20 protein-coding genes and 2 pseudogenes are annotated in these 23,795 nt (G+C 42.3%); 6 read left to right on the forward strand and 16 right to left on the reverse strand.

The genetic code is table 11. The annotated features are described in order from the left end of the window. Window positions 1-471 precede the first annotated feature (471 nt). The 7 genes and pseudogenes from EP25_RS0118575 to EP25_RS0118605 all read right to left on the reverse strand — a co-directional run bounded on the left by EP25_RS0118575 (window position 472) and on the right by EP25_RS0118605 (window position 9,579). Complete coding sequence (locus tag EP25_RS0118575) at window positions 472-1,467, reverse strand: sulfotransferase (protein WP_036300766.1); 996 nt, start codon at window positions 1,465-1,467, stop codon at window positions 472-474. Window positions 1,468-2,548: 1,081 nt separating this feature from the next. After that, window positions 2,549-3,511, reverse strand: coding sequence for a hypothetical protein (locus tag EP25_RS0118580; RefSeq protein ID WP_031435253.1), 963 nt, complete (start codon window positions 3,509-3,511; stop codon window positions 2,549-2,551). 1 nt (window position 3,512) lies between these two features. Then, window positions 3,513-4,709 carry an ATP-grasp domain-containing protein gene (locus EP25_RS0118585; RefSeq protein WP_031435254.1) on the reverse strand — a complete coding sequence of 399 codons (1,197 nt, stop codon included), beginning with the start codon at window positions 4,707-4,709 and terminating at the stop codon, window positions 3,513-3,515. Between the two features lie 38 nt (window positions 4,710-4,747). Beyond that, window positions 4,748-5,833 carry a DegT/DnrJ/EryC1/StrS family aminotransferase gene (locus tag EP25_RS0118590; protein WP_031435255.1) on the reverse strand — a complete coding sequence of 362 codons (1,086 nt, stop codon included), beginning with the start codon at window positions 5,831-5,833 and terminating at the stop codon, window positions 4,748-4,750. A gap of 1,004 nt (window positions 5,834-6,837) precedes the next feature. Beyond that, window positions 6,838-7,464, reverse strand: a pseudogene (locus EP25_RS22180) (sulfotransferase). A 4-nt stretch (window positions 7,465-7,468) separates the two neighbouring features. Next, on the reverse strand, window positions 7,469-8,677 hold the full coding sequence (locus EP25_RS0118600; RefSeq protein WP_031435256.1) for an ABC transporter ATP-binding protein: 1,209 nt from the start codon (window positions 8,675-8,677) through the stop codon (window positions 7,469-7,471). A 44-nt stretch (window positions 8,678-8,721) separates the two neighbouring features. Next, entirely contained in the window at window positions 8,722-9,579 is an 858-nt protein-coding gene (locus EP25_RS0118605) for an ABC transporter permease (protein WP_031435257.1), read from the reverse strand. A 786-nt stretch (window positions 9,580-10,365) separates the two neighbouring features. On the opposite strand from EP25_RS0118605, the gene EP25_RS24310 reads away from it, so the two are divergent. The 4 genes and pseudogenes from EP25_RS24310 to EP25_RS0118620 form a co-directional block, all read left to right on the forward strand. Next, the gene (locus tag EP25_RS24310) at window positions 10,366-10,578 is read left to right on the forward strand and encodes an IS4 family transposase (RefSeq protein ID WP_051906884.1); all 213 of its coding nucleotides are present in this window, start codon (window positions 10,366-10,368) and stop codon (window positions 10,576-10,578) included. Between the two features lie 17 nt (window positions 10,579-10,595). Next, window positions 10,596-11,342, forward strand: coding sequence for an IS4 family transposase (locus EP25_RS22185; protein ID WP_051906886.1), 747 nt, complete (start codon window positions 10,596-10,598; stop codon window positions 11,340-11,342). A 488-nt stretch (window positions 11,343-11,830) separates the two neighbouring features. Continuing rightward, window positions 11,831-13,120, forward strand: a complete 1,290-nt coding sequence (gene ltrA, locus EP25_RS0118615; RefSeq protein WP_235185849.1) for a group II intron reverse transcriptase/maturase — start codon at window positions 11,831-11,833, stop codon at window positions 13,118-13,120. Between the two features lie 79 nt (window positions 13,121-13,199). Continuing rightward, a pseudogene (locus tag EP25_RS0118620) lies at window positions 13,200-13,577 on the forward strand (IS4 family transposase); the annotation flags it as partial. Between the two features lie 58 nt (window positions 13,578-13,635). Here the strand turns inward: EP25_RS0118620 and EP25_RS23080 are convergent. Next, a complete protein-coding gene (locus EP25_RS23080) occupies window positions 13,636-13,824 on the reverse strand; it encodes a transposase (protein ID WP_084191097.1) in 189 nt (62 codons plus the stop codon). A gap of 932 nt (window positions 13,825-14,756) precedes the next feature. Between EP25_RS23080 and EP25_RS0118635 the strand changes: the two genes are divergently transcribed. Beyond that, the gene (locus tag EP25_RS0118635; RefSeq protein WP_084191098.1) at window positions 14,757-15,161 is read left to right on the forward strand and encodes a putative capsular polysaccharide synthesis family protein; all 405 of its coding nucleotides are present in this window, start codon (window positions 14,757-14,759) and stop codon (window positions 15,159-15,161) included. Between the two features lie 227 nt (window positions 15,162-15,388). On the opposite strand, the gene EP25_RS0118640 is transcribed toward EP25_RS0118635, so the two are convergent. The 8 genes from EP25_RS0118640 to fae form a co-directional block, all read right to left on the reverse strand. Beyond that, window positions 15,389-16,066, reverse strand: coding sequence for a class I SAM-dependent methyltransferase (locus EP25_RS0118640; protein ID WP_031435261.1), 678 nt, complete (start codon window positions 16,064-16,066; stop codon window positions 15,389-15,391). 13 nt (window positions 16,067-16,079) lie between these two features. After that, the gene (locus EP25_RS0118645; protein ID WP_031435262.1) at window positions 16,080-16,946 is read right to left on the reverse strand and encodes a glycosyltransferase family protein; all 867 of its coding nucleotides are present in this window, start codon (window positions 16,944-16,946) and stop codon (window positions 16,080-16,082) included. A gap of 37 nt (window positions 16,947-16,983) precedes the next feature. Further along, complete coding sequence (locus tag EP25_RS0118650) at window positions 16,984-17,895, reverse strand: hypothetical protein (RefSeq protein WP_031435263.1); 912 nt, start codon at window positions 17,893-17,895, stop codon at window positions 16,984-16,986. 96 nt (window positions 17,896-17,991) lie between these two features. Continuing rightward, a complete protein-coding gene (locus EP25_RS0118655) occupies window positions 17,992-18,801 on the reverse strand; it encodes a formyl transferase (protein WP_031435264.1) in 810 nt (269 codons plus the stop codon). A gap of 5 nt (window positions 18,802-18,806) precedes the next feature. After that, window positions 18,807-19,943 carry a prenyltransferase/squalene oxidase repeat-containing protein gene (locus EP25_RS0118660; protein ID WP_235185952.1) on the reverse strand — a complete coding sequence of 379 codons (1,137 nt, stop codon included), beginning with the start codon at window positions 19,941-19,943 and terminating at the stop codon, window positions 18,807-18,809. A 167-nt stretch (window positions 19,944-20,110) separates the two neighbouring features. Then, complete coding sequence (locus EP25_RS0118665) at window positions 20,111-21,469, reverse strand: phenylacetate--CoA ligase family protein (RefSeq protein ID WP_031435266.1); 1,359 nt, start codon at window positions 21,467-21,469, stop codon at window positions 20,111-20,113. 160 nt (window positions 21,470-21,629) lie between these two features. Next, on the reverse strand, window positions 21,630-22,202 hold the full coding sequence (locus EP25_RS0118670) for a DUF2452 domain-containing protein (RefSeq protein WP_031435267.1): 573 nt from the start codon (window positions 22,200-22,202) through the stop codon (window positions 21,630-21,632). A 112-nt stretch (window positions 22,203-22,314) separates the two neighbouring features. Further along, on the reverse strand, window positions 22,315-22,863 hold the full coding sequence (fae, locus tag EP25_RS0118675) for a formaldehyde-activating enzyme (RefSeq protein ID WP_031435268.1): 549 nt from the start codon (window positions 22,861-22,863) through the stop codon (window positions 22,315-22,317). Window positions 22,864-22,943: 80 nt separating this feature from the next. Here fae and EP25_RS0118680 point away from each other — a divergent pair, with 80 nt between their 5' ends. Continuing rightward, the gene (locus EP25_RS0118680; RefSeq protein ID WP_031435269.1) at window positions 22,944-23,795 is read left to right on the forward strand and encodes a radical SAM protein; all 852 of its coding nucleotides are present in this window, start codon (window positions 22,944-22,946) and stop codon (window positions 23,793-23,795) included.

Here is a 23,795-nt window from a genome sequence, read left to right on the forward strand (position 1 = left end):
CAATGCGGGTAACAAACTTTTTTTTATTATTTTCTGCCAATTTATTATCCTGTGAATAAGCCAGTGGTCTTTTTTCTTCGTGCGTTATCCATTTTCAACACCGATTGAAAATTGACCCCTTTGTCCCCGTCAAGTCATTCGATGTTTGTTTTCTGTACTTTTGGAGTTCATCCTTAAGTTAGTAACTCTTACCATTGATTTGCATAAAGTGTTCATTATGCAGCAATCAATCGAGCATGGCAGCGGTCAATGCTTAGTCATCGATGAAAGTGTCGTCTATCGGGCCATTGAAAAAATTTAAGCTCGATTTTTTCTGAATATCAACTGACTTTCTGCTAGGGCGCTTAACCAGTCCATTCAAAGTAAGCAGCACCAATTTTGAGACTTGTTACCATACACTTTTGTATGTATTTCAGCTGATAAGCGCTTAAAACCTAGTAAATGTATCAACGCTGAAAATATTCACTTTGCTCATTTGAAATTATTCAAGGCTTTTGTTATTGCCTTGGCTTCCTTAATATATTGTCTAGATATTGTGAACTTTTCTACTCCATTATAGGGGGAAATTGGTAATTCAAGTTTTTTCAAAAGTTGATTGAAAAAATAGTGGGGTCTTGCGCAAAAATCTTCGTACTGTACAAGTAGTTTTCTGGAATCATCGACCTCTGACATTCCTAGATCAATGGCTTTGTTGATGTAATGTAATTGTCCAGATGATTGCATGATAGGGTTTAAATTCTTTAGCTGATCGTATTCAGGTATTTTGAATGAATACCATTGATGTTCTGTTCCCAGCTGTCGTGTTCGGGCTTCTAAAATTGATGCTACGTTACTTATAGGGTCACGCTTGATCTGTATAAAAAGAATCTTATCAAAAATGCTATTCAGAAAAGGGATGTTGTAATTGAACAACATTCCTTTTGCGGAAAATGGTTTTTGAAAGACATCCATCACGCCGGTCAATTCCGTCTTCATAGTTTCTACGTCCATATTTTTCAGTAACTCATCATCAGTCCATACATCGCGTTCCGCTTCTGAAAGAAATCGTCGCCAGAAATACCAGAATCCGTTAGGCGCTAATGCCCCTTTTGTTTTTCCGTTTTCTGATTTGAACTCAATGGATTGTGAAAACTGATTTAATTCATCACGGAAGTTGTATCTTGGATCTGTAAGCAGCAATTGTATTTTGGCACCAAGAATCGGTGCATGATAAAAACGAGATAATAAATTGGTTGGATAAGCTACCAGACCTGTATTCGCCAACCATTGCATGAATAGTGTTGTACCGCTTCTAAGGGGCCCCATAATCAGAATAAGGGGTAGCGATTGGGGTTTATTAAATTGTTGCAGAAGTCTTTTTTCAGTGAGCCACAATTCAGCATTTAGTTCTTTTAATAAACTCTCAAGCAATTGGTTACGAGAGAAATTTACTGTTCTTCCTTTTTCAGAAGTATGTCTTAAATTCATTGATTCACCCTATAAATTAGTGCTGCTAAATATTCCACCTCACAATTTTTACATATCTTTAGTCGATAAGAATTGGTTGTGGCTTTGTTGCATAAAAAAACCGAAGTTAGACTTAACCTTAGTTTAATTTATCGCCCGGATTCGCAACTAAGTCTCGACCTGCTAGGCGGCGAAGTCACGATTCTTCAGTTTGTTACTTAATAATATTTTGACCCGGCTGAAACATTGCAGTTTCCGCTAGACTCCGATGGTGGTAACCACTTTTCCGTTTCAATTTGACTTTACCACATTCAGCGCAGCTCCGTTCATTAGCGCAGTTCTGGCATGAATAAGCGCCTCCTTCTTCATGCTATTCGCCACCACCTTCACACGGTTGATACCGCTCAGTGACAATTCGCCTTGTTATAAAGCCCTGTTACCGGCCTCGGTGGCAATATCATCTTGGTGATCTACTTGCTCTAATAAGTTTGGAAGCACTTCGGGACCTCCGACAAAATTGGCTCTCAATTCTGCATTGACGACTTCTTGGCTATTAAACCTTCACATATAGTTTTTGCTACGTTCGACGTTTGCCAATACCGTGTTTGCAAACTTTCCATTCCCCTTCGCCATAAACCATTAATACCGATGTATCCACCACCAGATGATGCGAGATTTGGCTGGCCGATCAAGGCAGGCGTGCTTTTAGGCTTGTTGACACCGGCTTAAGTTACTGTAAATGGGCGCTTGAATCATAATCCTGTAACTGAATCAACGACAACAGACTTTGCTTCGCTCGCAAAGTAAGTTTGATCATATCTCTCAAGGTGAGTGCTCATTGAATTGCCATCTCAAAATTGGTCATTGGGTTGCCTCTGTATGCGAACTTTTTAGGCTAATGCTAGTGTCAAATCATCGGTACGCCAAACCATATCCTAAGTGATCGTCGATTGACCAGTTTTAAGCTCGTGCCGCTGTTTTCCTTTCTTCTCATCTCCATGTCATCGAATAAAGGGGCTATGTCGATTTATTTAACAAAGTGTATTTACTTTAATATTTTTGAACTAGTAAGCCATTTTAAAGTAAGAAATCTACTAATACTCTAATTTGTATTAGTATTTAATAAAATTAATTCTATTATAAAGTCTAAATTTTGATAATTTATCCGTTGATCTACTGGTAAGCAAACTAAATGATCAACAAGTTGATGCTCATAATCTGTTTGTTCAGTCCATTGTTTTACATTTGGCCAATATGTTGCGACGTAGATCTTATTTTTTATTAATATCTTCTTTAGTTCTATGCCATTGCTTACAAACAATGGATAAATCAATGGAACATCATTGTCATTTAGACTGGTGTTTAAGCAATTAATTCCGGAAAGAATGTTGTGTAAATAATTGTAATTATTTTGTCTTTTAAAAATTACGTAGTCGTAATCTATGCCTTGTAAAATGGATTTTGTGATGTTTGACATTAATTTGATAGGCTGGTTTTTTAAGAGTGAGTTAATTTGTTTGTGTTTCTCATAAAATTTTTCAGCACTATACTCAATTCTGCCAATTAAATCATCAAAGCGGTCGAGTGAATAATCTTGATCTAATTTCCAATCTATCTTTGAATCTGTATATAGATAACTACCATCTGGAACACCAAAGAATTTCCTTGGAGAATAGAATGTGTCAATACCATCAATTGGTTTTGAAAAAAAGGCTTGTGAATTATCAATAATAAGATTATTGATATATTTAGATAATTTTTTACAAATATCAGTACAGATACCAAAATAATTGGTATATAAAAAAATTTCTCCTTTTTTTATTTTTCTAATATTAAAGGCCGGATAAAAATAGGGATCTAGTTTGTAGAACTCAACGTCAATATTTAACTTTTTAATGGGCTCCAGCATAGCTTCACAGGTAAAATAAGGTAAATAAACTTTGCTGTACTTTTTTGCTCTTAAAATATATTCAAAAGCATTTCTTCCTGTGTTTAATCTTAAAGCGCCTGAATGGAACTCATTTCCATTTCGTAATTCTAGTTGAAAATAGCCACCGATTTCCATTTTAAGTCTTGAGTATTTTTAGTGTTATAAATTTTTTCATATTTTTTATGTAATACTTCATCTCTTCGCGATTATTAAATGTTAATAATAATATGCCAATTGCTGCATTAGCGCCGGTAAAAGGAATTACTTTTTCACCAAGATTTATGTATTGATGGAATTCTTTTATGAAAGGACTTATTTTGCTGTTAATAGATAAGCCGCTTAAAGTTCCCGTTGTATTTGAGTGGATGACATAATATGCGCCATGTTTTATTGGTATATCTGGGATTTCTATTATTTTATTTTCAAGAACATCTAATAAAGCTTTTACCATGTTAAAATTTGTTATATAATTTAATATTTGAGGTACAAAGTTTCCTCCACTTCGTGGACCAATTTCCATAATAAATATTTTACCATGAATATCTATTCTTGCTTCAATGTTTATAGGGCCATTTTTTAATCCTATATTTTGAATAACACGAGCTACCTCCAATTCTACCTTTTTAATGATTTCATTTGAGGTTTCGCTTGGCCATGTTGTTGCGTATGGAACAAATGGATTGCACTCTGAATCATACCAATGATCTCCTAGGGACGAGAAAACAAGTTTTCCATTTAGAACAAAACCATCGCCATGTAATTGTTTTCCTCGACTGTCTATAAATTCTTCGATTATTATTCTATTGTTTCGAGAAAATTCAAATGCATAGCTAATAGCTTTTTCAATTTGATTGTAATGATCAACTCTGCTAACGCCTTTACTCCCAGATGAGTCCGTCGGTTTTATTATTATAGGAAGCCCCCAGGAGTATATTTTTTTCTCTAAATAATTATTTCGACTAAGAGAAAAATGTTTTGGTGTATTAAAGCTGTTTTCTATCAAAAAATTTCTAAATAAGTCTTTTTCACTTAAAATTTTTACGCTTTGATATGAATTGCTGGGTAATCCTAATTGTTCAGAAACATAGGCTGCAATAGGTGCAGCAGGATCTGATGCATAAGCCACTAAAAAGTCGGGGTTTACTTTTTTTGCTACTTTAAGTATGCCTTGATAATCTGTAGTGCTTACATTAAAATATTCATCAGAAAATCTATGTCCTGGGTTTTCTGGGAGATAATCGCATGTTATAATGTAATAATTCCTTTTTTTTGCTTCTTTGATAATTGGTATTTGAGCATAGGCACCACCAAGGCATAATATTCGTTTTCTCATTATTTTAAAAGTTTAAAAAATTTATTAATTGAATCAGATTATTTTCTAGATTTAAAATATCTCTTAATATACCTGCAAATCATGTCAATCTCGGTGTTACTCAAATCATAGTAAAGAGGTAAGCACAAAATGCGCGAAGCAATATCTTCAGACATCTTACATTTGTTTTGAGGAACATAATTTAATGTCGATAGTGAAGGGTAAAAATAGCGACGGGAAAAAATATTGCGTTTATTTAGTTCACTTAGAACGCCGACGCATTCCGATTCACTGGAAAAGATAACTGAATAATATGCGTAGTTGTAGTTGCACTTTGGATTTATTTCAGGTCGTTGAAAAATCATATCGGCAAGCCATTTGTCATAGCGTAAACTGTCTTTTTTTCTTTTATCGAGAATGGCTTCGATATAATTTAGATTACACAACCCCATTGCGGCATGAAATTCCGAATTTTTACCATTGATACCTACTCCGTTGAATTCATAAGGACCGTTATGGCCAAAATTTCTCAAATAAGCCATTTTTTCCAATAATTCTGGCTTTTGTGTGGCTACGGCGCCTCCTTCGATAGTGTGAAACAATTTTGTCGCATGAAAGCTAATGCAACTGATATCGCCATAGTTTAGGACGGATTCACCTTTATATGTTGTTCCGAAGCAGTGCGCGGCATCGTAAATAGTTTTCAGATTATGTTTTTTGGCGATTGCTTCAATGGCATCAATATCACAGGGATTGCCAAATACATGAGTGGCGAGTATTGCGCTGGTATTTGGAGTAATCGCTTGTTCGATCAATTGCGGATTGATGTTGAGCGTTTTACTGTCGATATCGACAAAAACTGGTTTACAATGTTGCCAGACTATCGATGAGGTTGTCGCAACATAAGAAAACGGTGTGGTGATGATTTCACCAGTTAAATTCAAAGCTTTGATGGCTAATTGTAAAGCCATTGTACCGTTGTTTAAAAATAACAGATGCTTGAGGTTTAGGTATTTTTTAAGTTTCAGTTCCAGCTCATTAACTAATGGGCCGTTGTTAGTTAACCAAGCACGCTGCCAGATTTCATCGATATACTGTTTATATTCTTCCTGGGGAGGAAGGAATGGTTTAGTAACGTTGATCATTATTAAGCTCTTATAAATAGCTTTATTTTTTTTAAAATGAATAAATTATTTTAAGGAATTATAAATGGCTTGGTGATTTTGCTTTGATGCCTTAAAGCAGTGTAAACCTTGCATGTGAAATATTTTCATTATTTTTTGTGGCTTCAATTTCTTTGGCTGTAATACATTTTTTCCAGCCATTTATTTTGTCTACATCTTTTTTGATAACTCACTTTGTCCTTTTTTCTTTTATATACCATTTACAAAGAAAATCGAGCAGTCTTAAAAAATTATTATTTTGAAATAAAAATAAGTTTTCGTAAAAACGATATGTATTTCGTTTTTTGAAAACTGGTTTAATGGGGAAAAGTAATATAAACACCAAAAGAATGATTTTCTCAAAAGCTGTGTCAGCTTTTAAATATTCTTCTTTAAATCGATTCTCGTAGTCAGTTAAAAAATCTTTTTGCGATAATTAGCTAGTTCTAGAAGTAATTCCATCGCCAAAATCTGATGCTAACCAAGAATGCACCACCGCACATGGATTTCTTATTAATTAAACAATTTTTATTTTAGGTAAATTATTATGTAGCCACTTTAGGTGCAAGTTAACTCTAATGTCTTTAAACAGCCTTTTATTTGTAAAATTTTGTTAATTTTCTCCATCAGTCTAAGGACATCGAAACTTCACCTTTAATATTTTTTCAGTAATTGTTTTACGTTTTATATCTTTTAAATTTTCTCTTAAATATAAAGGATACGAGAAATCTTCTGCTATTTTAACTTTCTTTTTGAAAAAAGGCTCAAAAATTATACGATAGCTACTATCATAATTAATTATATTCTAAAGAAACATGCTTCCACTTCTTCCCATGCTTGCTAATAATATTGTGTCTTCGATACGTTTACCAAAGTCAAATATTGCATTATTGCTTATGAAATGTGAAAAAAAATTTTTGCATTTCTATATAGCTTTTAGCTAAAAGTAGTTAAAAAATCGCTTAATAAAGAACCTCATTAAAATATTAAGCTGACTTGTTCAAATGAGGCATTACTTGATTAGTAAATTCGATATCTAAAAAATTGCATAGCCGTTCCATACAAGAATCATCTGAAAGATTTATGATTAATAAATCATGTGGCCTATATTTGAAATACTCTTTAACGCGATTATTATGGTTTTCATAATGGGTTATATAAATCTTTTTGTTATATAAGGTTTTTTCATTTATTCCATAAATTCGCTAAGCATTTTCCCATATATATCCTTTATATCGATAAGGAAAGTTTTTCAAATCATTGGGTGTTGGTAGTCTATTTTTTCCGACTATCTTCGTATGGAATCTAATTAGCGATTCGTACCATTCTTCCGAGTTGCTTCTTTCTGTAAGGATAAATTTTGAACCAGGGTATGCATTGTCTACAGCTTGAAATGTAAAATCGTAACTGAATGGTGCATCTTGGAAGGCGTCAGCAGTTTTACAAAATTTAATTATTTTGCGGAAATCACGCCTGGCCCAGTCTTCCATTAATAACTCTCCTTTTGCTTGGTCTCCAAGTTTGTAACCGAATGATTTTAGGGCTAGTTCTAATGACGTTGTTCCCGTTTTATTTCTGCCTATACAAAAGACATTTCTTTTTTTTGAAAACATGTTGTTAGTTTAGTTGATTAATAGAACCTACTAATTGAAATGGTGACCAAACATGATGATCAGCGATAACTTGAAAATGAGCAAAAGATTGTTGTCGAAAAAGGATTTCGCCTCCACGCCGTTCAGATACTGATAAGGCAATTGAATAAATTCCTTTAGAAAATTGAATTCTTGGTAAGTTTATACAAACAAAAACTTTACCATTTTTATTGGCTAATTTTTTGATAGGTTCTTCCCTAATGAAGTTAGCTACTGTACGCATTTCCTTATCAAAAAATCCTAGACTAATTTCAGGGTGTTTGATTCTTTTATCGATATTTAAATCTAACTTGATCGTAAGATCAGATAAGCGCTTTACTTGAATTGAGGGATTTTCAGAAGTTATCTCAGTATTATTCAATAGTATTTTATTTAAGGAAACCCCTTTACCACGAAAATGTGTGGAGTGTTGTGTTTTAAAAAGCGAATAGTATAGATCAATGCCTTCTGAGACATTCGATCCTTGATATATGGCTTGTCCTTTATCCATCAATATCGCTTCTGTACAAATTCTGGAGACTTGTGGCATGCTGTGTGAAACAAAGATAACAGCTGCGTTCTGCAGTATGGTGTCGATGCGATTAAAACACTTTAAAACGAAACCAATATCGCCAACGGCCAATACTTCATCGATGATCAATACATCCGGTTCCATTTGCGCTGCGACGGCAAATCCCAGTCGCACCCGCATGCCGGAACTGTAGTTTTGCACAGGGGAATCGATAAAGTCGCCGATTTCAGAGAATTCGATGATGCTGTCTAATTTGGCATCGATTTCTTTCTTTGAAAGCCCCAACACTGCTCCGTTGTTATAGATGTTTTCACGCCCCGTGAGTATCGGATTGAAGCCGGCGCCCAGTTCGATTAATGCATTGACGCGGCCTCTCATTTCGATTCGGCCTCCGTCAGGCGGAATCAGACCGTTCAACATTTTTAGCAGAGTCGATTTGCCGGCACCGTTATGTCCGATTAGACCGATGCATTCTCCTCGTTTTAGGGTAAACGAAATGTCTTTAACCGCCCAAAACTCGGCTTTTCTGAGTTTTTGTTTCGGTTGGATGCCTAGCATAGCTTTGCTGATATCTAATGTTCCATACCAAAGTGATCTCTTGAAATCACGACAAAACTTTTTGGAAATGTTGTCTACTTTGACCAGGGTTTCTTTGTCGCTCATTTTCTAATTTGTGCAAGACTCGATTTATCGGATAGTTTAGTTGATTAGCCGCCAAAGCGCTCTGTAATTATTGGCATTGATATGCGATAAGCCAGCATTCCGATAAAAAGTAATAGGATTGTCAAGCCTGAAAGAATCGAAAACTCTTGCGGTATATAAATGAGCTGGCCGCTTAACCAATCGCGTGTTGACGTAATTAAAGTAGCTAAGGGGTTGAATTTCGTTAATATTGCTACCTGCCCGGAAGTAGGTGTGGGATAAATTACTGGGGTTAGGTACATTAAGAATGGTAGTAAAATCGTTAAGCCTCGTGACACATCGTTGATCAATAGTCCGATCGGTGTGAGTAATAAACCGATCATGAAGCCGGTAAGGCTAATCATGAGTAAGCCGATTGGAAAGTACGCAAGGCTGATTGAAGGTTGTAGTTTAAAAAATGCGTAAGCGCTTGCTAAAACAAGCAATTTGGGAGCTAGGTTAAAGATAATAGTGTAAAAGCCGGACAGTAATAAAGCTTCCCTGGGAAAGTTGATTTTGGTAAGCATGCTTTGGTTAGAGCGCACGCTAGCCAAGGGCTGGTTAACGCCTTCTGCAAAAACTTGCCAGAGTATCGTTCCAATCATGACAAATAACGGATAGGGGATGTCTGTTTCACCAACATTCACGACTCTATTTTTGTTTAAGAATATCCATAGTCCTGCTGTCAGAAGAGGAGGGACGAGTACCCAAATAAAACCGAGAAAAGATTGCCGGTATTGTGACTTTAAATCTCTTTTAAATAAGCGGAAACCGAGTTCATGAGCCGGTTTGATATCCTTTAAGATCGCTATCAAAGAAGCTAGGAAAGTTGTTCGGCTGTAATTTGGCTCGTAAACTGTAACCTGGATGTTCTTAGTGCTCATAGTTTATTGAAAAATAAAATTTTGAAATAGTTGTTGTGTAATGGCTTCAGAATAGCGAAATTAAGTTTTGATTGCCAAGCGATTCTAATTATTTTTAAATTTGATTAAATTGAGACTCTCTTGAAAAATTATAGGTCGAAAAGTGAGACAAACTTCAAACTTCGTCTCTCAACCACTCATGCTAAATTTTTGAAGTGACCGCCTTTATTTTTGTCGATTTACCGCTTTAGGTCATCGATTTTTCTAACATTTGAAAATGCCCCCTCCTGCTCGTAGTATGAATCAATTACACAAAAAACAGGGTTAAGCATTTTTACGTGACAAAAGTCTCAGTTGGTTCGTTGCCAGCGCGAGAATGCCAATCATCAAATAACACATGACCTTGTCATGGCCGTGGACGTGCACCATGCGACCGTCATTTCATCTTTCAATCGCGCCGCGCTCAACAATACTGCGTTCGTGATAGAGGATCGCTTTGGACGATGCGTGTCCGACTAACCGGTTACGTCTGTTCTTTACCCCTATGCAATTTGAACATATTGGCGCGGGCCAGAATGGGGGATCTTCACACAAACATGACCTTACTTTAGCGTTCTGAATAATCTGTCAAATATAGATTTATTTTCTAATACGTGCCACTACAGGAATTTTTGGAAAATTGGAGCTGGTCTATTGATTTATTATATACCGAAGGTGAAAAAAATGCTGCTTTTAGGCATCCCGTTATACACAAGTCACTAAAAACGGTATGATCTGAATTTTTTGCATGAGGAGCTGAGAGTCACCATGGGATGGGCAAAGGAAGAATTATCACGGATCGATCTTGGAGATCAACGGTTGAATGCGCGTTCAATCAAACTGCTTCAGCAGTTTGCCGCGAAGCCGACGGCTAGTATTCCTGGGGCCTGTGGCGGCTGGGCGGAAACGATAGCGGCCTATCGCTTCTTTGCTCAAGAAGAAGTCGATTGGCGTGATATTCTGCAGCCGCATATAGACTAGACTGCTCGTTCACGCGGATGCGTGGGCAACCGGTGGTGTTGTGTTTACAAGATACCACGGAGTTGGATTTCAATGGTCGGCAAACGCAAGGGTTGGGACCGTTATCGTATGAAGCGCAACGCGGCATGCATCTCCATCCGACCTATGCGGTGACGCCAGAGCGTTTACCCTTAGGCGTCCTGGATGCTTGGATGTGGGCGCGCGAAGCGAAAGATGAACAAGGAGAACGCCCCGGTATTTTGGAGAGTTTACGTTGGATCGAGGGCTACGAACGGATAGCCGAACGAGCCAGCGATTTGCCGGAGACCCGCTTGGTGTACGTGGCGGATCGAGAGGCCGATATCTTGGCCTTAATGCAACGGGCGGATGCGCTTGGCAAGCCAGCGGATTGGCTGATTCGAGCCAAGCATAATCGTAAGTTGACCGGAGAAACGGACAAGCTATGGGATAAAGTCGCCAAAACCGAACCACTCGGAGAGCTGAGTTTTTACTTACCCCCACGCGCCGGCCGCCAGGGGCGAAAAGTCGTCCAACAGATGCGAACACTGCGCGTCAGCTTTCCCGCTGAGAATGGAGGAACATTCGAGACAACCGCGATTTTAGCCAAAGAAATCGATCCGCCGGCAGGTGAAAAGCCCTTGGAATGGCGATTGTTGACGAACCGCGCCGCGAACACGCTATCTGAAGCAGCAGACTATGTGGACTGGTATCGCTGCCGTTGGGAGATCGAAAGTGTGCCGCTGGCACACAAGTTAGCCGCATAGGATATGCGGTGAATTGTGGCTAAGCTCATTGGAAGATGGTGGTAGGTCCACCGGAGTCTGCTGTTGGAAGCCGGCTTCAAACCGCCTCAAGCTGCGTGTATTAAGAGTGCAGGTAGTGAGCGTTGAGGAAAAGTTAATGGATAATTAGCAGGTAAGGTATAGAGAGACGAGTAACCCCGAACCTTTGTTGACGCGTCGTCATCCAGAGAATTGACATCAAAACCAGAGGCGTTTCGATCTTCTGGGATCAGTTTGCAAGTGAATTCCGAATGCTGTGCAAGCGGTGTCCGGCGTAAAGAAGGCGTGACTCTATAGCGGGCTTTCGATGGGAACTGCGGGAACCAGTCATCATGATGTGAAGAGAGGCATGCAAATAACGAAATTTATGAGCATCAGAGTATCGATGCATGATACTGGGGCGGAGTTGTTCGTAGTAGTGAGGAAGCGTTGGTAATGAACGTGGAGCGAAGGGACAACGTCGGGCTGCTTTGTTCAGGCTTCAACTGTCGACAGACAGGAGGAAGGTCATGAGCCAAGCAAAACCTTTTGTCATTTCCAAATGGCAAGTCATGCGCGCGTTTGAATTGGTGAAAGCCAATGCAGGTGCCGCTGGCATTGATCAGCAAACCCTTGCAGAGTATGAAGGAAACCTGCAAGACAATCTTTACAAACTCTGGAACCGGTTATCGTCAGGCAGTTACTTTCCGCCGGCCGTTAAAGCGGTTGCGATCCCGAAGAAATCGGGGGGAGAGCGTCTACTGGGGATACCGACAGTGAATGATCGTGTGGCGCAGATGGTGGTCAAACTGAAATTTGAACCGGCAGTTGAACCGCATTTTCTCGCGGATTCGTATGGCTATAGACCGAACAAGTCAGCACTGGATGCGATCGGCGTTACTCGGGAACGCTGTTGGCATGACGACTGGGTGCTGGAATTCGACATCAAAGGATTGTTCGACAACATCCCGCATGATCTGTTGCTGAAAGCCGTTGATAAACACACGGACTGTCCGTGGATTCGGCTTTATATCCGGCGTTGGTTAACGGCACCGATGCAGATGCCTAATGGCGAACAGGTGTCGCGGGAAAAGGGTACGCCACAAGGTGGCGTGATCAGTCCTTTGCTCGCCAACCTGTTTCTGCATTATGTCTTCGACAAATGGCTACAAAAGTATTATCCGAATACACCCTGGTGTCGCTATGCGGATGATGGTTTGGTGCACTGTCGTAGTGAAAGGGAAGCCAAACAGATGCTGACAATCCTGGAACAGCGCTTCAAAGCTTGTGGATTAGAGCTGCATCCGCTGAAAACCAAGATCGTTTACTGTAAAGATGGTAGTCGTAAAGGACGCTATGAAAATACGGCCTTTGATTTTCTAGGTTATACCTTTAAGCCACGGCTCTGTAAAAATCGCAAACGCAACAGTTTGTTTGTGAATTTTACGCCAGCGGTGAGCAAAGTCGCCCTGAAAGCGATGCGACTGAAAATCAGGAAACTGCGCATACGCATGCGTACCGAGCTGAGTATTGAGCAACTAGCTCAATGGCTGAATCCCATTATCAATGGATGGATTGGCTATTATGGTCGGTACTATCGATCGGCCTTGTATGCGATGTGTCGTCACTTCAACAAAACGTTGGTGAGATGGGCAAGACGAAAGTTTAAAGCCCTTCGATGGCACAAAACTAGAGCGGCGCAGTTTCTTGAACACATAGCTGAACAATGCCCGAACTTGTTCGCCCATTGGCGAGTAGGAATGACAGGCGCGTTTGCCTGATGGGAGCGGTATGAATCGAGAGGTTCACGTACCGTTCTGCGAGAGGCTGCGGGGGAAGTTCCCGCGGTCTACTCACCTGTTTTTCAACATCTTGAAAAACGGCTGCAAGGTGGAAGCCTTGCAATTATCTGCCATTTCACGCATCGAACTGGCATTGGCTTTGTTTATGATTATTGCCTGGCGAATCGGTTACTTGATGCTCTTGGGGCGGGAATGTCCGGAGCTGGACTGCGAAGTGGTGTTTGATCGTGAAGAATGGCAAGCCGCTTGGTTGGTTGCCCGAAAACCTTTGCCGCCTGAACCGCCCAAACTCAATGAAGCGATTCGATTGATTGCGAGTTTTGGCGGGTTCTTGGGACGTAAAGGCGATGGAGAACCGGGCGCCAAATCACTCTGGCAAGGATTGCAGCGCGTCATGGACTTCGCCATGGGAATACGCGCGGTGCGGGAGACCTAGGTTTGTGTATAAAGGAATGGCTTTTAGGGATTAAACTGTCGGACTCGGGTGCGCAGAACTACAAGGCCAAGTCACCCCGGCATAAGGTCGCTAATACACTAACCTGACAGTTGTCCACCTTACCCTGACGTTCATTCCATTGCCGGGCGACATCGGCGAACGGATGACCTTTCTTAGCGAAGCCGCTTTCATCGAAAATCAGGACCGAATCAGTTTCAACCAATAGTTCATGCGCTTCCAGGGCAATCTGCTGTCCAAATTATTGCCAATTTATGCAGCCCTCTGTTAGCATATCTTTTATAGATTGGTGATTGACGGCATTGATTTCACTCGTCCGCAAAATGGTGGCTTTGGCAGATTGGAACAATCCGTGTGTATAGGCTTTTAAAGGTGGCAATGGAGTTGTGTGTCGAAGACACGAAAAATGATGAAAAAGCCGGCAAATGCGTGCTGAGGGCTTCCGGAAGCTTTTGTAGGGTATGAATGGACGTAGTTCTAGGATTTTCACGTTATGCTGATAAATTATAAAATTAAAACAAAGGCTTATTATGCTTTCGTGCAATTATTTTGAATAAGTTTTCTAATCTGACAAGGTAGAATTATATTAAGGCTTACCGGGAAATAGGTAGGAAAAGGCGGTTGAATTTTCTATCCATGATTTCAATGTTAGTAAATCTGTTTTTTCATTCGACTATCTGACGATATACAGAGAACGAGGTAGTGCAGTGTTTGCCAAGAAACCTTACTATTTCCTCCACCGTTGCTACCTAGCGAGCAAGGCGAGAGCGCATGGCTTGAACTGCCGTGGACCCATTCTGATCTTCCAAATGGGAAAAGTAGGTTCATCATCGATCGCGAAATCGTTACGATCGCTAGACTTGGGCGTGCCAGTCTATCATGCGCACGTACTTGCAGATTTCGAGAGTGTGGAGGAGAGAGGGCGCGCCAGCGGACTAAATCCGGATGAGACTCTGAAGGAAATAAAGAATGGTAGAGCGCTTAGGGCGGCGATCGACGACGGCAAGTACAAGGAATGGGCATTAATTAGCTTAGTTCGTGACCCCGTTGCGAGGAATGTGTCCGCGTTCTTTCATCAGCTGGGCGTTACCCCGCATTATCGCGAAAGGTACCTTAGAGGCGACCTGTCTCTGGAGTTGCTTCGCGAGTTGTTCCTGATGCATTGGAAGGGATCACGAAACGCCGTCAACTTGGTTCGATAAACAGATCAAGGAGGTATTTGGAATCGATGTACTCAAGGACCCTTTTCCGATCGACGTAGGGTATGCTGTCTTCCGGAATGTCGGTGCCAAGTTGCTGTTAATGCGACTCGAGAATTTGGAGTGCTGCGTAAGGGAGGCTATGAGCGACTTTCTGGCAATAGAGGATTTTGAACTGCGATCGGAAAACATCGGCGCACGCAAAGACTATAATGAGACCTACCGAGCTTTCATTTCGGAGGTCGCATTACCAGACAAGTATTTGGACGAAGTATATGGATCAGTTTACAGCCGGCATTTCTACAGCGCGGAGGAAATTGAAAATTTCAGGAAGCGTTGGACAAGGGGATCAAAGGCCGGGATTTAGAAAACCGACACTTGAGTGTTTCAGTCCGTAATTTCCCGAATAGAAGCGCTCCCTCCTTGGTCGTAACGCACATACAGATTACGAGAAACGTTGGAGTCACGAAACCCAAGACGGCCGTTTATGACTATCTCGACATTGGCAAACCTTGTTTCACTCACTCAGTTGACAAAGCGTTTTGAACACCCTCTGCACTCGGTTGCATCGTATCCGCATAACGTAGACGAAATTCAAGCGTGCTTTTTTGCAACAATTGCAAATTGAAGGTATTGAATATCTTTAAAAAAGTTAAAAGTCAGTAGATTTAACAAAGTGAATTTCCAACCGCTTACATAGCTGTTTATTCCAACTAGGCTTTCAATTTGATACCCGGATTCTGTGAACAATCGTTCAATTGATTTTCTTGTAAAGAAACGGAGATGCGTTATGTCGAGCACTCCTTCGCCTGTATAGCGCCACTCTCCATCAAATAACAATCCTTTTACTACTGCCCAGAAACGCACATTAGGAATAGATGCAACAACAACGCCAGTCGGAGTTAATAAAGAACGAAGGGTCTTTAATACTTCCCAGGGTAAGATTAAATGCTCTAAGACATCATTGCATATGATACAATCAAATTGTTGTTGTTTAATCTCAGCACTATCGAGCGCACCTTTTTCAATGTCGGCACAAACTACAAGGTCTAATTTATATTTCGCAACGTTGGCGCTTTCTTTATCTAATTCGATAGCTGTAATTTTAATTTTTCTTCCTTGTTCCAGTCGAATTCTTTTTACTTCTGCACTAAAACTCCCATTTCCGCAACCTATTTCTAATATATTGCTTGCGAAATCAGGAATAAACTGAACCATTTCCGGCCGCGGACACTTATGGTAGTGAGCAGGTTTAAAGTCTGTTTTTTTCATAGGGAATTCCCGATTAGCTTGTCTCGATTGTACGTAAGAAATCTGTCAATGCTTTGCCGCGAAGACATTCACTCATATAAAAATCTAACATTATTGTTTTATTTTTCATGACAAAATGAGCGCAACTAAATTTCCATTTTAGCCATAAGGTTAATTTCCCGGCATTACGTATCTCATCGGGAAACATCATGAACCAGGTCATACAAATCTTGAGTTTTAATCGCTTGGCAAAATGAAAGGCTGCAATATCTTCAACGGTTATGTCTATTTCACTAAGTACTTGGTCAATAGACTCCTTGCTCAGCATTTTGTTAATCTTGTTGATTGCACTTGCTTTAAAAAAATAACAGCCACCTTGGGTGTATTTGAATCCGACATAATGTCCATCTCCAATTAGATCGGCGTTACTTCTTTTAACAAGCTGAAATATTCGATCGTTAAAAAAAAACACGTCTGCATCAACTCGAGCAATGATATCTTCGTCGTTTGCATATTCAGATGCTTTACCGTATGCGCGCCAAATATTACTTATTTGACTCGAGCCCCAACCCATGCTTTTCGGCCAGGAAATCACTTCAGTTCCCGGGATCAATTCTTGCAACACGTCTATCTGACGATCCGATAAAGGTTGTTCGTCATCATTGAAAATCAAAACGCTAAAAGGGGTATCTGTTATATGGTTGGCTAAGCTGTGCAAAGAGCAATATATATATTTGAAATAGGATGCGCAGCAAAAATAACACAAATAAAATTTACGCTGGGATTGAAGGGGTTTTTTTAATATTTTATTTCTATTTACAACATCCAAGAAAAAATTTGGAAATTGCTTAACTCGTATAGGTATCATTTTCCCCTTTCCGCTCTGTTCGTTATTTACCACATAAACCAGCTAAGATTTTCCCTTATCATAATAAAATCTAGGAATTGATTAATTTCCATATTTCCGCTTTCGCCAGGTTAGGGTAGGTATTTGCCTTGAATCTGCAATCCCCAATAAAATGCACGAAACAGGTGTATGGCAACTTCATTTTATTGCAATCGCTGTATTTGGGATGGGGTAAAACCGCCGCTTTGTCAAGGTTTGCGACGGTAACGTTAGTCATGACTTGCTCGCTACCCCATTCGTGCCATTTCGAGCCGATTAACTTTTCTATTTCAGTGGAAAACTCTACGATAAATTCTTTATTGATTCCGCCTTTCGGGAAGCCGGAAAACCCCGCACATCCCCTTACATAGTTTAAATTTACGCTGTTTTTCAATTCCGAGAAATACGCTTCGGCAACCATTTGTACATGGCCGTTTAAGGATTTGCCGACATTTTTTTGTACCCGTTCCGAACAAACATCCATCGGTTCGATTTCTTGGTCATCCCAGGTGCCGATTATGAATCCGGTATTGGTTTCGATGTGCTTGTTCACTTCATCCAGTGCGGAGAGTGTGAGCGTATCGCTATCCAATTGAATAACATAATAATCGTTCGTGAAATGCGCGATCGCTAGCAATCTTTCCCAACAGCCGCGGCTAGGGCATGCCGGTTCGGCATAGTTTACCGCATCGTAGATGTCGGCGACCGGAATGTGTTGTTTCAACCTCGAAATATCGTCTTGATCTAACGAACCGTCGTTAATAATAATGACTTTGGATAGAGGAACCCTTTTGGCAAAAGATTTTGCTGCAATTAAAAACATTAAGACGTCTTTATGCTGCAATTGCGTCAGCACGGCGACCGGCTTGTCAGTGCTTTTGACGATGGGCGGTGTTTGATCTATTTGCCGGCAAGCAAGTGAAAACAGGTACCGGTTCAATTTATCTTTAAGGCTATAGAACATTTTTTTATTAGGTTTCTATCATCGGATAATTAGTGGATGTTCGGCTTCCATAGGCTTGACGAATGGGTAACTAGTGTCTAGTCCATAATATACGAGTTACTTATGAAACCAGGTAACGCGTTCTTTCAAGTTGATATTTGACAGCAAGCCGTTGTTTAAAAGTTTTTCCAGTTCTCTCTCATGGTGCAATTGCCTTTCCTTCACCTGGTACAATTTCCCTTTTTCTTTTTGGACTGCACCAAGTTTTTCGCCTTGCTCCAGTTTATTGAGGAGTTCTTCATACACCAATGTACTGGATTTTACCGCTCTCCAGAACAAAACTAATTCCGTGTCGTTTTCTTTCACTTCCGGACAGACGTGGGCGATCAGATTGCCAGTATCGATTCCCGCGTTGATATAGTGGATCGTGCAGCCGACTTTTTCCGGTTCTTGGTTGTAAAGGGCCCAGAAGGTGCAGTCGGCACCGCGATATTCGGGCGACAGTCCTCCGTGTAGGTTGATGATTCCGAGTTTGCCTTTTTCAAGTAACGCGCCCTTTAGCAACGAGGTGCCGAAAACCAAGATGACGTCGGGTTGGTGCTGGTCGATGAGAGACAATACTTGTTCATCATTGATATAGGGGACTTCGACTCTCAGCTCGCTTCGGTCCAGAGTGGGTTCCCGGTCGCCAAAAAAGTACTTGGCTTCCGGGTTGCCTCGATAGCGTTTTCGATCCCTTAGCCAGCGCGAAACTTTTTGCAATAGCTTCTTAGGATTTTTTAATAGGTTAAGCAGCTTTTTGACGAAATCATGGCTGCCCGATTCCTGGACGATTGCAAGCGGCTTGCAAAACTTGCAAACGTGATTGGCGAAATACAGATGCCTCGGCGATTGCCCGCACAATATGATTACTGAAAGATCGGACATCGGCGTTAGCTCCTGTTGGTTTTCGGAATTGGGTTTCCTGTCATTCGTATCATCAGGGCATCGGCAAAGAATTTTGCCGCCCAGTTGGGGTATTCGAACATCGAATATCGTCCCCATATCGGGGCTGAACCGGCTATCGCTCCGTTGCGGAAATCCTTGTTGTCGTCGATACGCTGGTTTGCTTTAAGATAATCGATGCCCCGGTCGGCATGCTGCCGTAAATCATTCTGGCCGAGTGACTGAGACAATCGCAGCCAAATAATACACATTTGCGCCAATCCCGTCAGGCAGCAATAAAGGGCTTGCGGCGTCCAGTTGTCGGCATATCGTCCGGCCAGCCAGCCATCTTCGCGTTGTTGCGCGGCCTGGGTTCTTGCGGCTTTTACGGCTGCATCAATCATAGCTTGGTTCTCGAGTAGCAGACCGCTTTCAAGGATGCCGCGAATCGCATAGGCGATATTATGGGTAAAGGGCAAACTGTCGGCGGTAAAGGCGTTGGTGCGGAACCAGCCCGATTCGGTTTGTTGGGTCAAGGCCCATTCTATATTTTTTTGGGCGCCATCGATCAACTTTTTTTCGTTAGCCAGCAACCCCGTTCTTAATAAAGCCCAGGCCGCACGCGTATTATAGGTGTGCGGCGTGTCGTTATGTACCGATTGCCGCCAACAGCCGTCCTCGTCTTGTTGCGTGAGCATCCATTCCCCGGCCTTGACGGCAGCCGTCAGACACTCTTCGCGCTGGAAGTTCAGATAGCCGGCGATCATGCCATGCATGATTTGCCCTGTGTTGAATATAACCGGTTTGCTGCCGTGTTCGCCGAAATGTCCGGGAAATGAGCCGTTAGGGTTTTGAAGAGAAAGTTCCCAGTCGATAATGTCCGAAGCGCGCTCTTTCAACCTGGGATTATTTAAAATGCCGGCGGCCGCCAAAAAGGTTTCGACGATATAGCCGCTGGTTTCGGGATAGCTGGGGAGCCAGCCGTCTTCGAAACTCCAGCCGGCCGAAACGCCGCCCCGGTCATTGAATGATTTACGTTGATCCTGGGCCTTGCAAAGCCATTCAATAGCCGCTTTAAGGTGGATTTCATCGTTCTGAACGGGTTGTTTGCCTAAACCTACCAGGTCGTCAAAAATAATGGACAAATGCTCGGGACGCCAAGGTTTATATCTAAAAGGGACTGAAATAAGTTTTTGTAGTGTCTTTGTCATGAATTCTGTTGACTTTATTTTTCTTGTTTGCTTGATCTTAGCTTCGGCTTAGTTGGGTGGACGTTGCAAGCCTAATATCATTGTTAATTTTAGTAGCAACCTTATAAATTGGGTTGAATTTTTGCCACCACTTGTCTGATTTTTCCCGATGCTTCCGGTTCGATCCTATCTATCAAGCGTATATCAATATTAGCCGCATTGCCGAATCGTTCCTTAAATTTTTGTTCGATGTGTTGAAATGCAATATCGTGCCAAAGGGTATTTTTAACGATTAAAACCTCGAATTGATTGATATCGTGTTGAATGATTTTGAATTGTTCCACTCCTTCGGTTTCCCGCAGGACATAAATGGCTGCGAGAGCATGCACGATCGAACCGTTTTGATGAATTAAGAAATCGGTGGTGCGGCCAACGACCTCTTCAATCACATGAAGGCCTCTACCGTCTTTATCCGGTTGCTCGGAGAGTTTGATCATGTCGCCGGTGCGATAGCGAATAAACGGTTGCGCCTCCGAGCAGAGACCGGTCATGACGGCTTCTCCCATTTCACCCGCCTTGACCGGATTGCCGTGCCGGTCGAGTACTTCCAGAATGATGCTTTCGCTCATTTGCAGCATTTGCCCGTGTGGGGTTTCATGGGCCGTGAAACCAATGTCCCGGCTCCCGAATTCGTTGGCGACTGGCGCGTGAAACGTTTCCTGAATAAGTTTCCTTTGGTCGGGATAAAGAGGTTCTCCGGTTGTGCAGATGACTTTCAGTTCGGGAAAGTTTGTTTCGATCGAGTAGGTTTGGGCATGCTTCGCCAGTATCGCGATGCTGCTGGCGTAACCGTAAATGCATTTGGGGTTGAATTTTTTGATGCTTTCCAGATAGCGATCCATGTTTTCAGGCGACATGGCGAATGCATTGAGAACCAGCTGATTGAGAAGGCGGTCGCGAACGGTCTTGATTTTGTCGGTTTTGTTGAGTTCGACCGGGGCGCCCCATAGATAGACTTCGGGATCGCCGACGTTCACTCCCCACCAGCGCCTGGCCCTGATTCTTCCCGCTGCATCCGAAGCCTGCCGCCAGCGCCCGAAATGAAAGATCAACGGTTGGCCGCTGGAGCCGCCGGTACTGTATTGTTTGCTGCCGCCGGGAACGTCTCGCCATCTCATTTCGGCCCCATGCAGTTGAGCGTCTTGTTTGCTCATGGTGGGCAGACGCCGGAAATCCTCCAGGGTGCATCGCTCGGGAATTATATCGGCCGCTTTGATTCTTTCGGCATGCCAGGGGCAGTGTCGTAACGCGGAGCTAAGCAGCGTACGTAGCTTTGTTACTTGTAGGGCTTCGGTGTCGTCTCTTGTTAGCCATTGGGTTTGTTCGAGCTGTTTTAGATAGCGGAAAGTCGGGCGACTCAACAGCGCTTCTTGCAAGGGATAAATGACATTCCGAGAGAGAAAAGGCGGGAAAGAAGACATTGATAAAAGCCCATGAAGTTATAGAAGTTTTTTTCTGAAATGGTTGAACGTATATTATAAAAAAACTGTATCTTAAAATGTGTATTCGTGAAGAACAATCTTGTAAGTGTAGTGGCTATGCTAATGTTTAACAAAAATGTTCAAAAATACGACCGTGCTATCATTTTTCTGCTGCGTTAAATAATTGCTCTGCTTGTGTGAAGTTCAGGCTAATGATGCCGCCCTTTCTCATCGATTGTTTCAATGAATAACTAAGAGCCGAAGCCAGTATTCGGGAATAGTAGGGCAAGGTTTCGATGTAAGCGGGCAGAACATTGTCCACTTGCGTGGCTTGGCGTATTTTCTCGTCGAAGCGTTCGCGTTGGCGGGTGATTTCCGTGATCAATTTCTGATCGCTGCGGCTTTGCTCGGACAATTCCAGCGTCCAGGTCAGGTCTTTCTGTAGTTGGCAAACGCCTATGTAGCGGCCGGATTGCGCCGGGGTCCATTGTTCCGGGGCTATCAATGACAGTTGGTAGGTTCCGTCTTTACGGTAAAGCCAGTAGTCTTGGCCGCAGATCGGTTTGAAGCGAATTTGGCTGTGCAAGACGAAAAGGGAAGTGAATAATTCGTCGGCGATGCGATGGATGTCCTTGGCAGGGACGGACAGGTTTTGGGTGGTCTGTCGAAGGTTTTCCAGAATTGGGGCAAGTCCTTTTCCTTGGGGGTTAGCGGATTTTCTGAAATCAGTCATTGCTTCCGAAAAAGGTTTTTCGAACCTCTATTCTTTTCGGTTGGCTGTGTGATTTTTTTCGCCTTAACAAAAGCCCCGCAAGGGCGGGGCTTCTTCTTGACGATAAAGCGGTTTAGATTTTGCCGTCCAGACCCATTTGGAAATACTTATGGGTGATTTTGTCCTGGTTTTCCAGCAACCAATCGATGTCAGGCGTGTTGGTCATCGCTTTGTGGATCGCCTGCGCCGTTGCCTTGCGGTGGATGTCGAACAGGATTTGGTGGTCCAGGTTATCATCTTTAGCGACGCTAGGGTTCAACCAAACCGAGCAAATGATGCCCAGATCGTTGGCTTTTTCCTTGGGAATGTCGCCGGCGCGAACGGCATCGAGTACGCCGTTGGCAATAGCCGCCTGCACGGTCCCCATCAGGATGTTGGTGTAGCGGTTATTGTTAACGGTGACTTTGCTCACCATCAATGTGACAGGACGCACTTGAATGTCTGTATTCAGAATGGCAAAAACCTTGGAGTGGCCTTTGGTTTGGTCGCCGGTCAGGGTCGCCAACGCGGTGCCTACAGGGCCGTCCAGTTCACCGATGACGATTTCCGGTTCCGCAGCCGTTCCCGGCGGCCCGCCTGCAACGAGAGCTTCACCGGTACGCATGATAATTCTTTCGCTCATGTTTATCTCCTGTAAAAACATTAAAAAAGTATTCCTAACCCAGTAGAATAACATGTTTTGCAGCGAATCTTAACCGTACCGTGACACAGCGTTTAACGACCACCGATCATCGCCGCGATGCGGCAGGGTTGCACTATATTTATCCGGTCATTTCCCGCAGGGCAGGGGGGCTATCGATTGGAATTAACTTTAATACCAACAATTCCTGCAACTGGCGATGCGTCTATTGTCAGGTGCCCGATTTAAAGCGTGGATCCGCGCCGCCGCTCGATTTTGCCTTGTTGGAAAGTGAATTGAAGCATTTTCTCGATCGAGTACTGCATGGCGATTTTTTCGACTGTTTCGGTGTCCCGGAGCAGCAACGCGTAATCAAGGATATCGCCATTTCCGGCAATGGCGAGCCGACCAGTCTGCCGGAGTTTGCCGAGGCGGTTCGGCTTATCGGTGAGATAGGCGAGGCGAAGGGGATTTTTCCGGGCAGCGGTTTGGTTTTGATTACCAATGGCAGCCTGATGCATCAGGCGAAGGTTCAGGAAGGGCTCCGGGAGTTAAACCGTTTCGGCGGCGAGGTGTGGTTTAAGCTCGATAGCCCGACCAAGGCCGGGCGAGTCGCGATCAATAACAGTTTGGAAAGTGACGATAAGGTTCTGCAGCATTTGCATATCTGTGCCGGTTTGTGCCCGACCAAACTGCAAACTTGCGTATTGAATTACAAGCGTTATCCATGGAGTCAAGAAGAGAAGCAGGCATATTTGGAGTTATTGTCGCGGATCAAAAATGAGATAAAGCTTGAAAAGATCATGCTTTACAGCATTGCCCGCCAGTCGATGCAACCGGAGGCAAATGAATTGACCCCTGTGCCCGAAGAACAAATGCGGGAATTCGCCAAGCGAATTGAAAAGTTGGGCTACAAGGTTTCGGTCAGCGTGTAG

Origin of the sequence: Methylomarinum vadi (genome assembly GCF_000733935.1) — a bacterium.
Classification (GTDB): domain Bacteria; phylum Pseudomonadota; class Gammaproteobacteria; order Methylococcales; family Methylomonadaceae; genus Methylomarinum; species Methylomarinum vadi.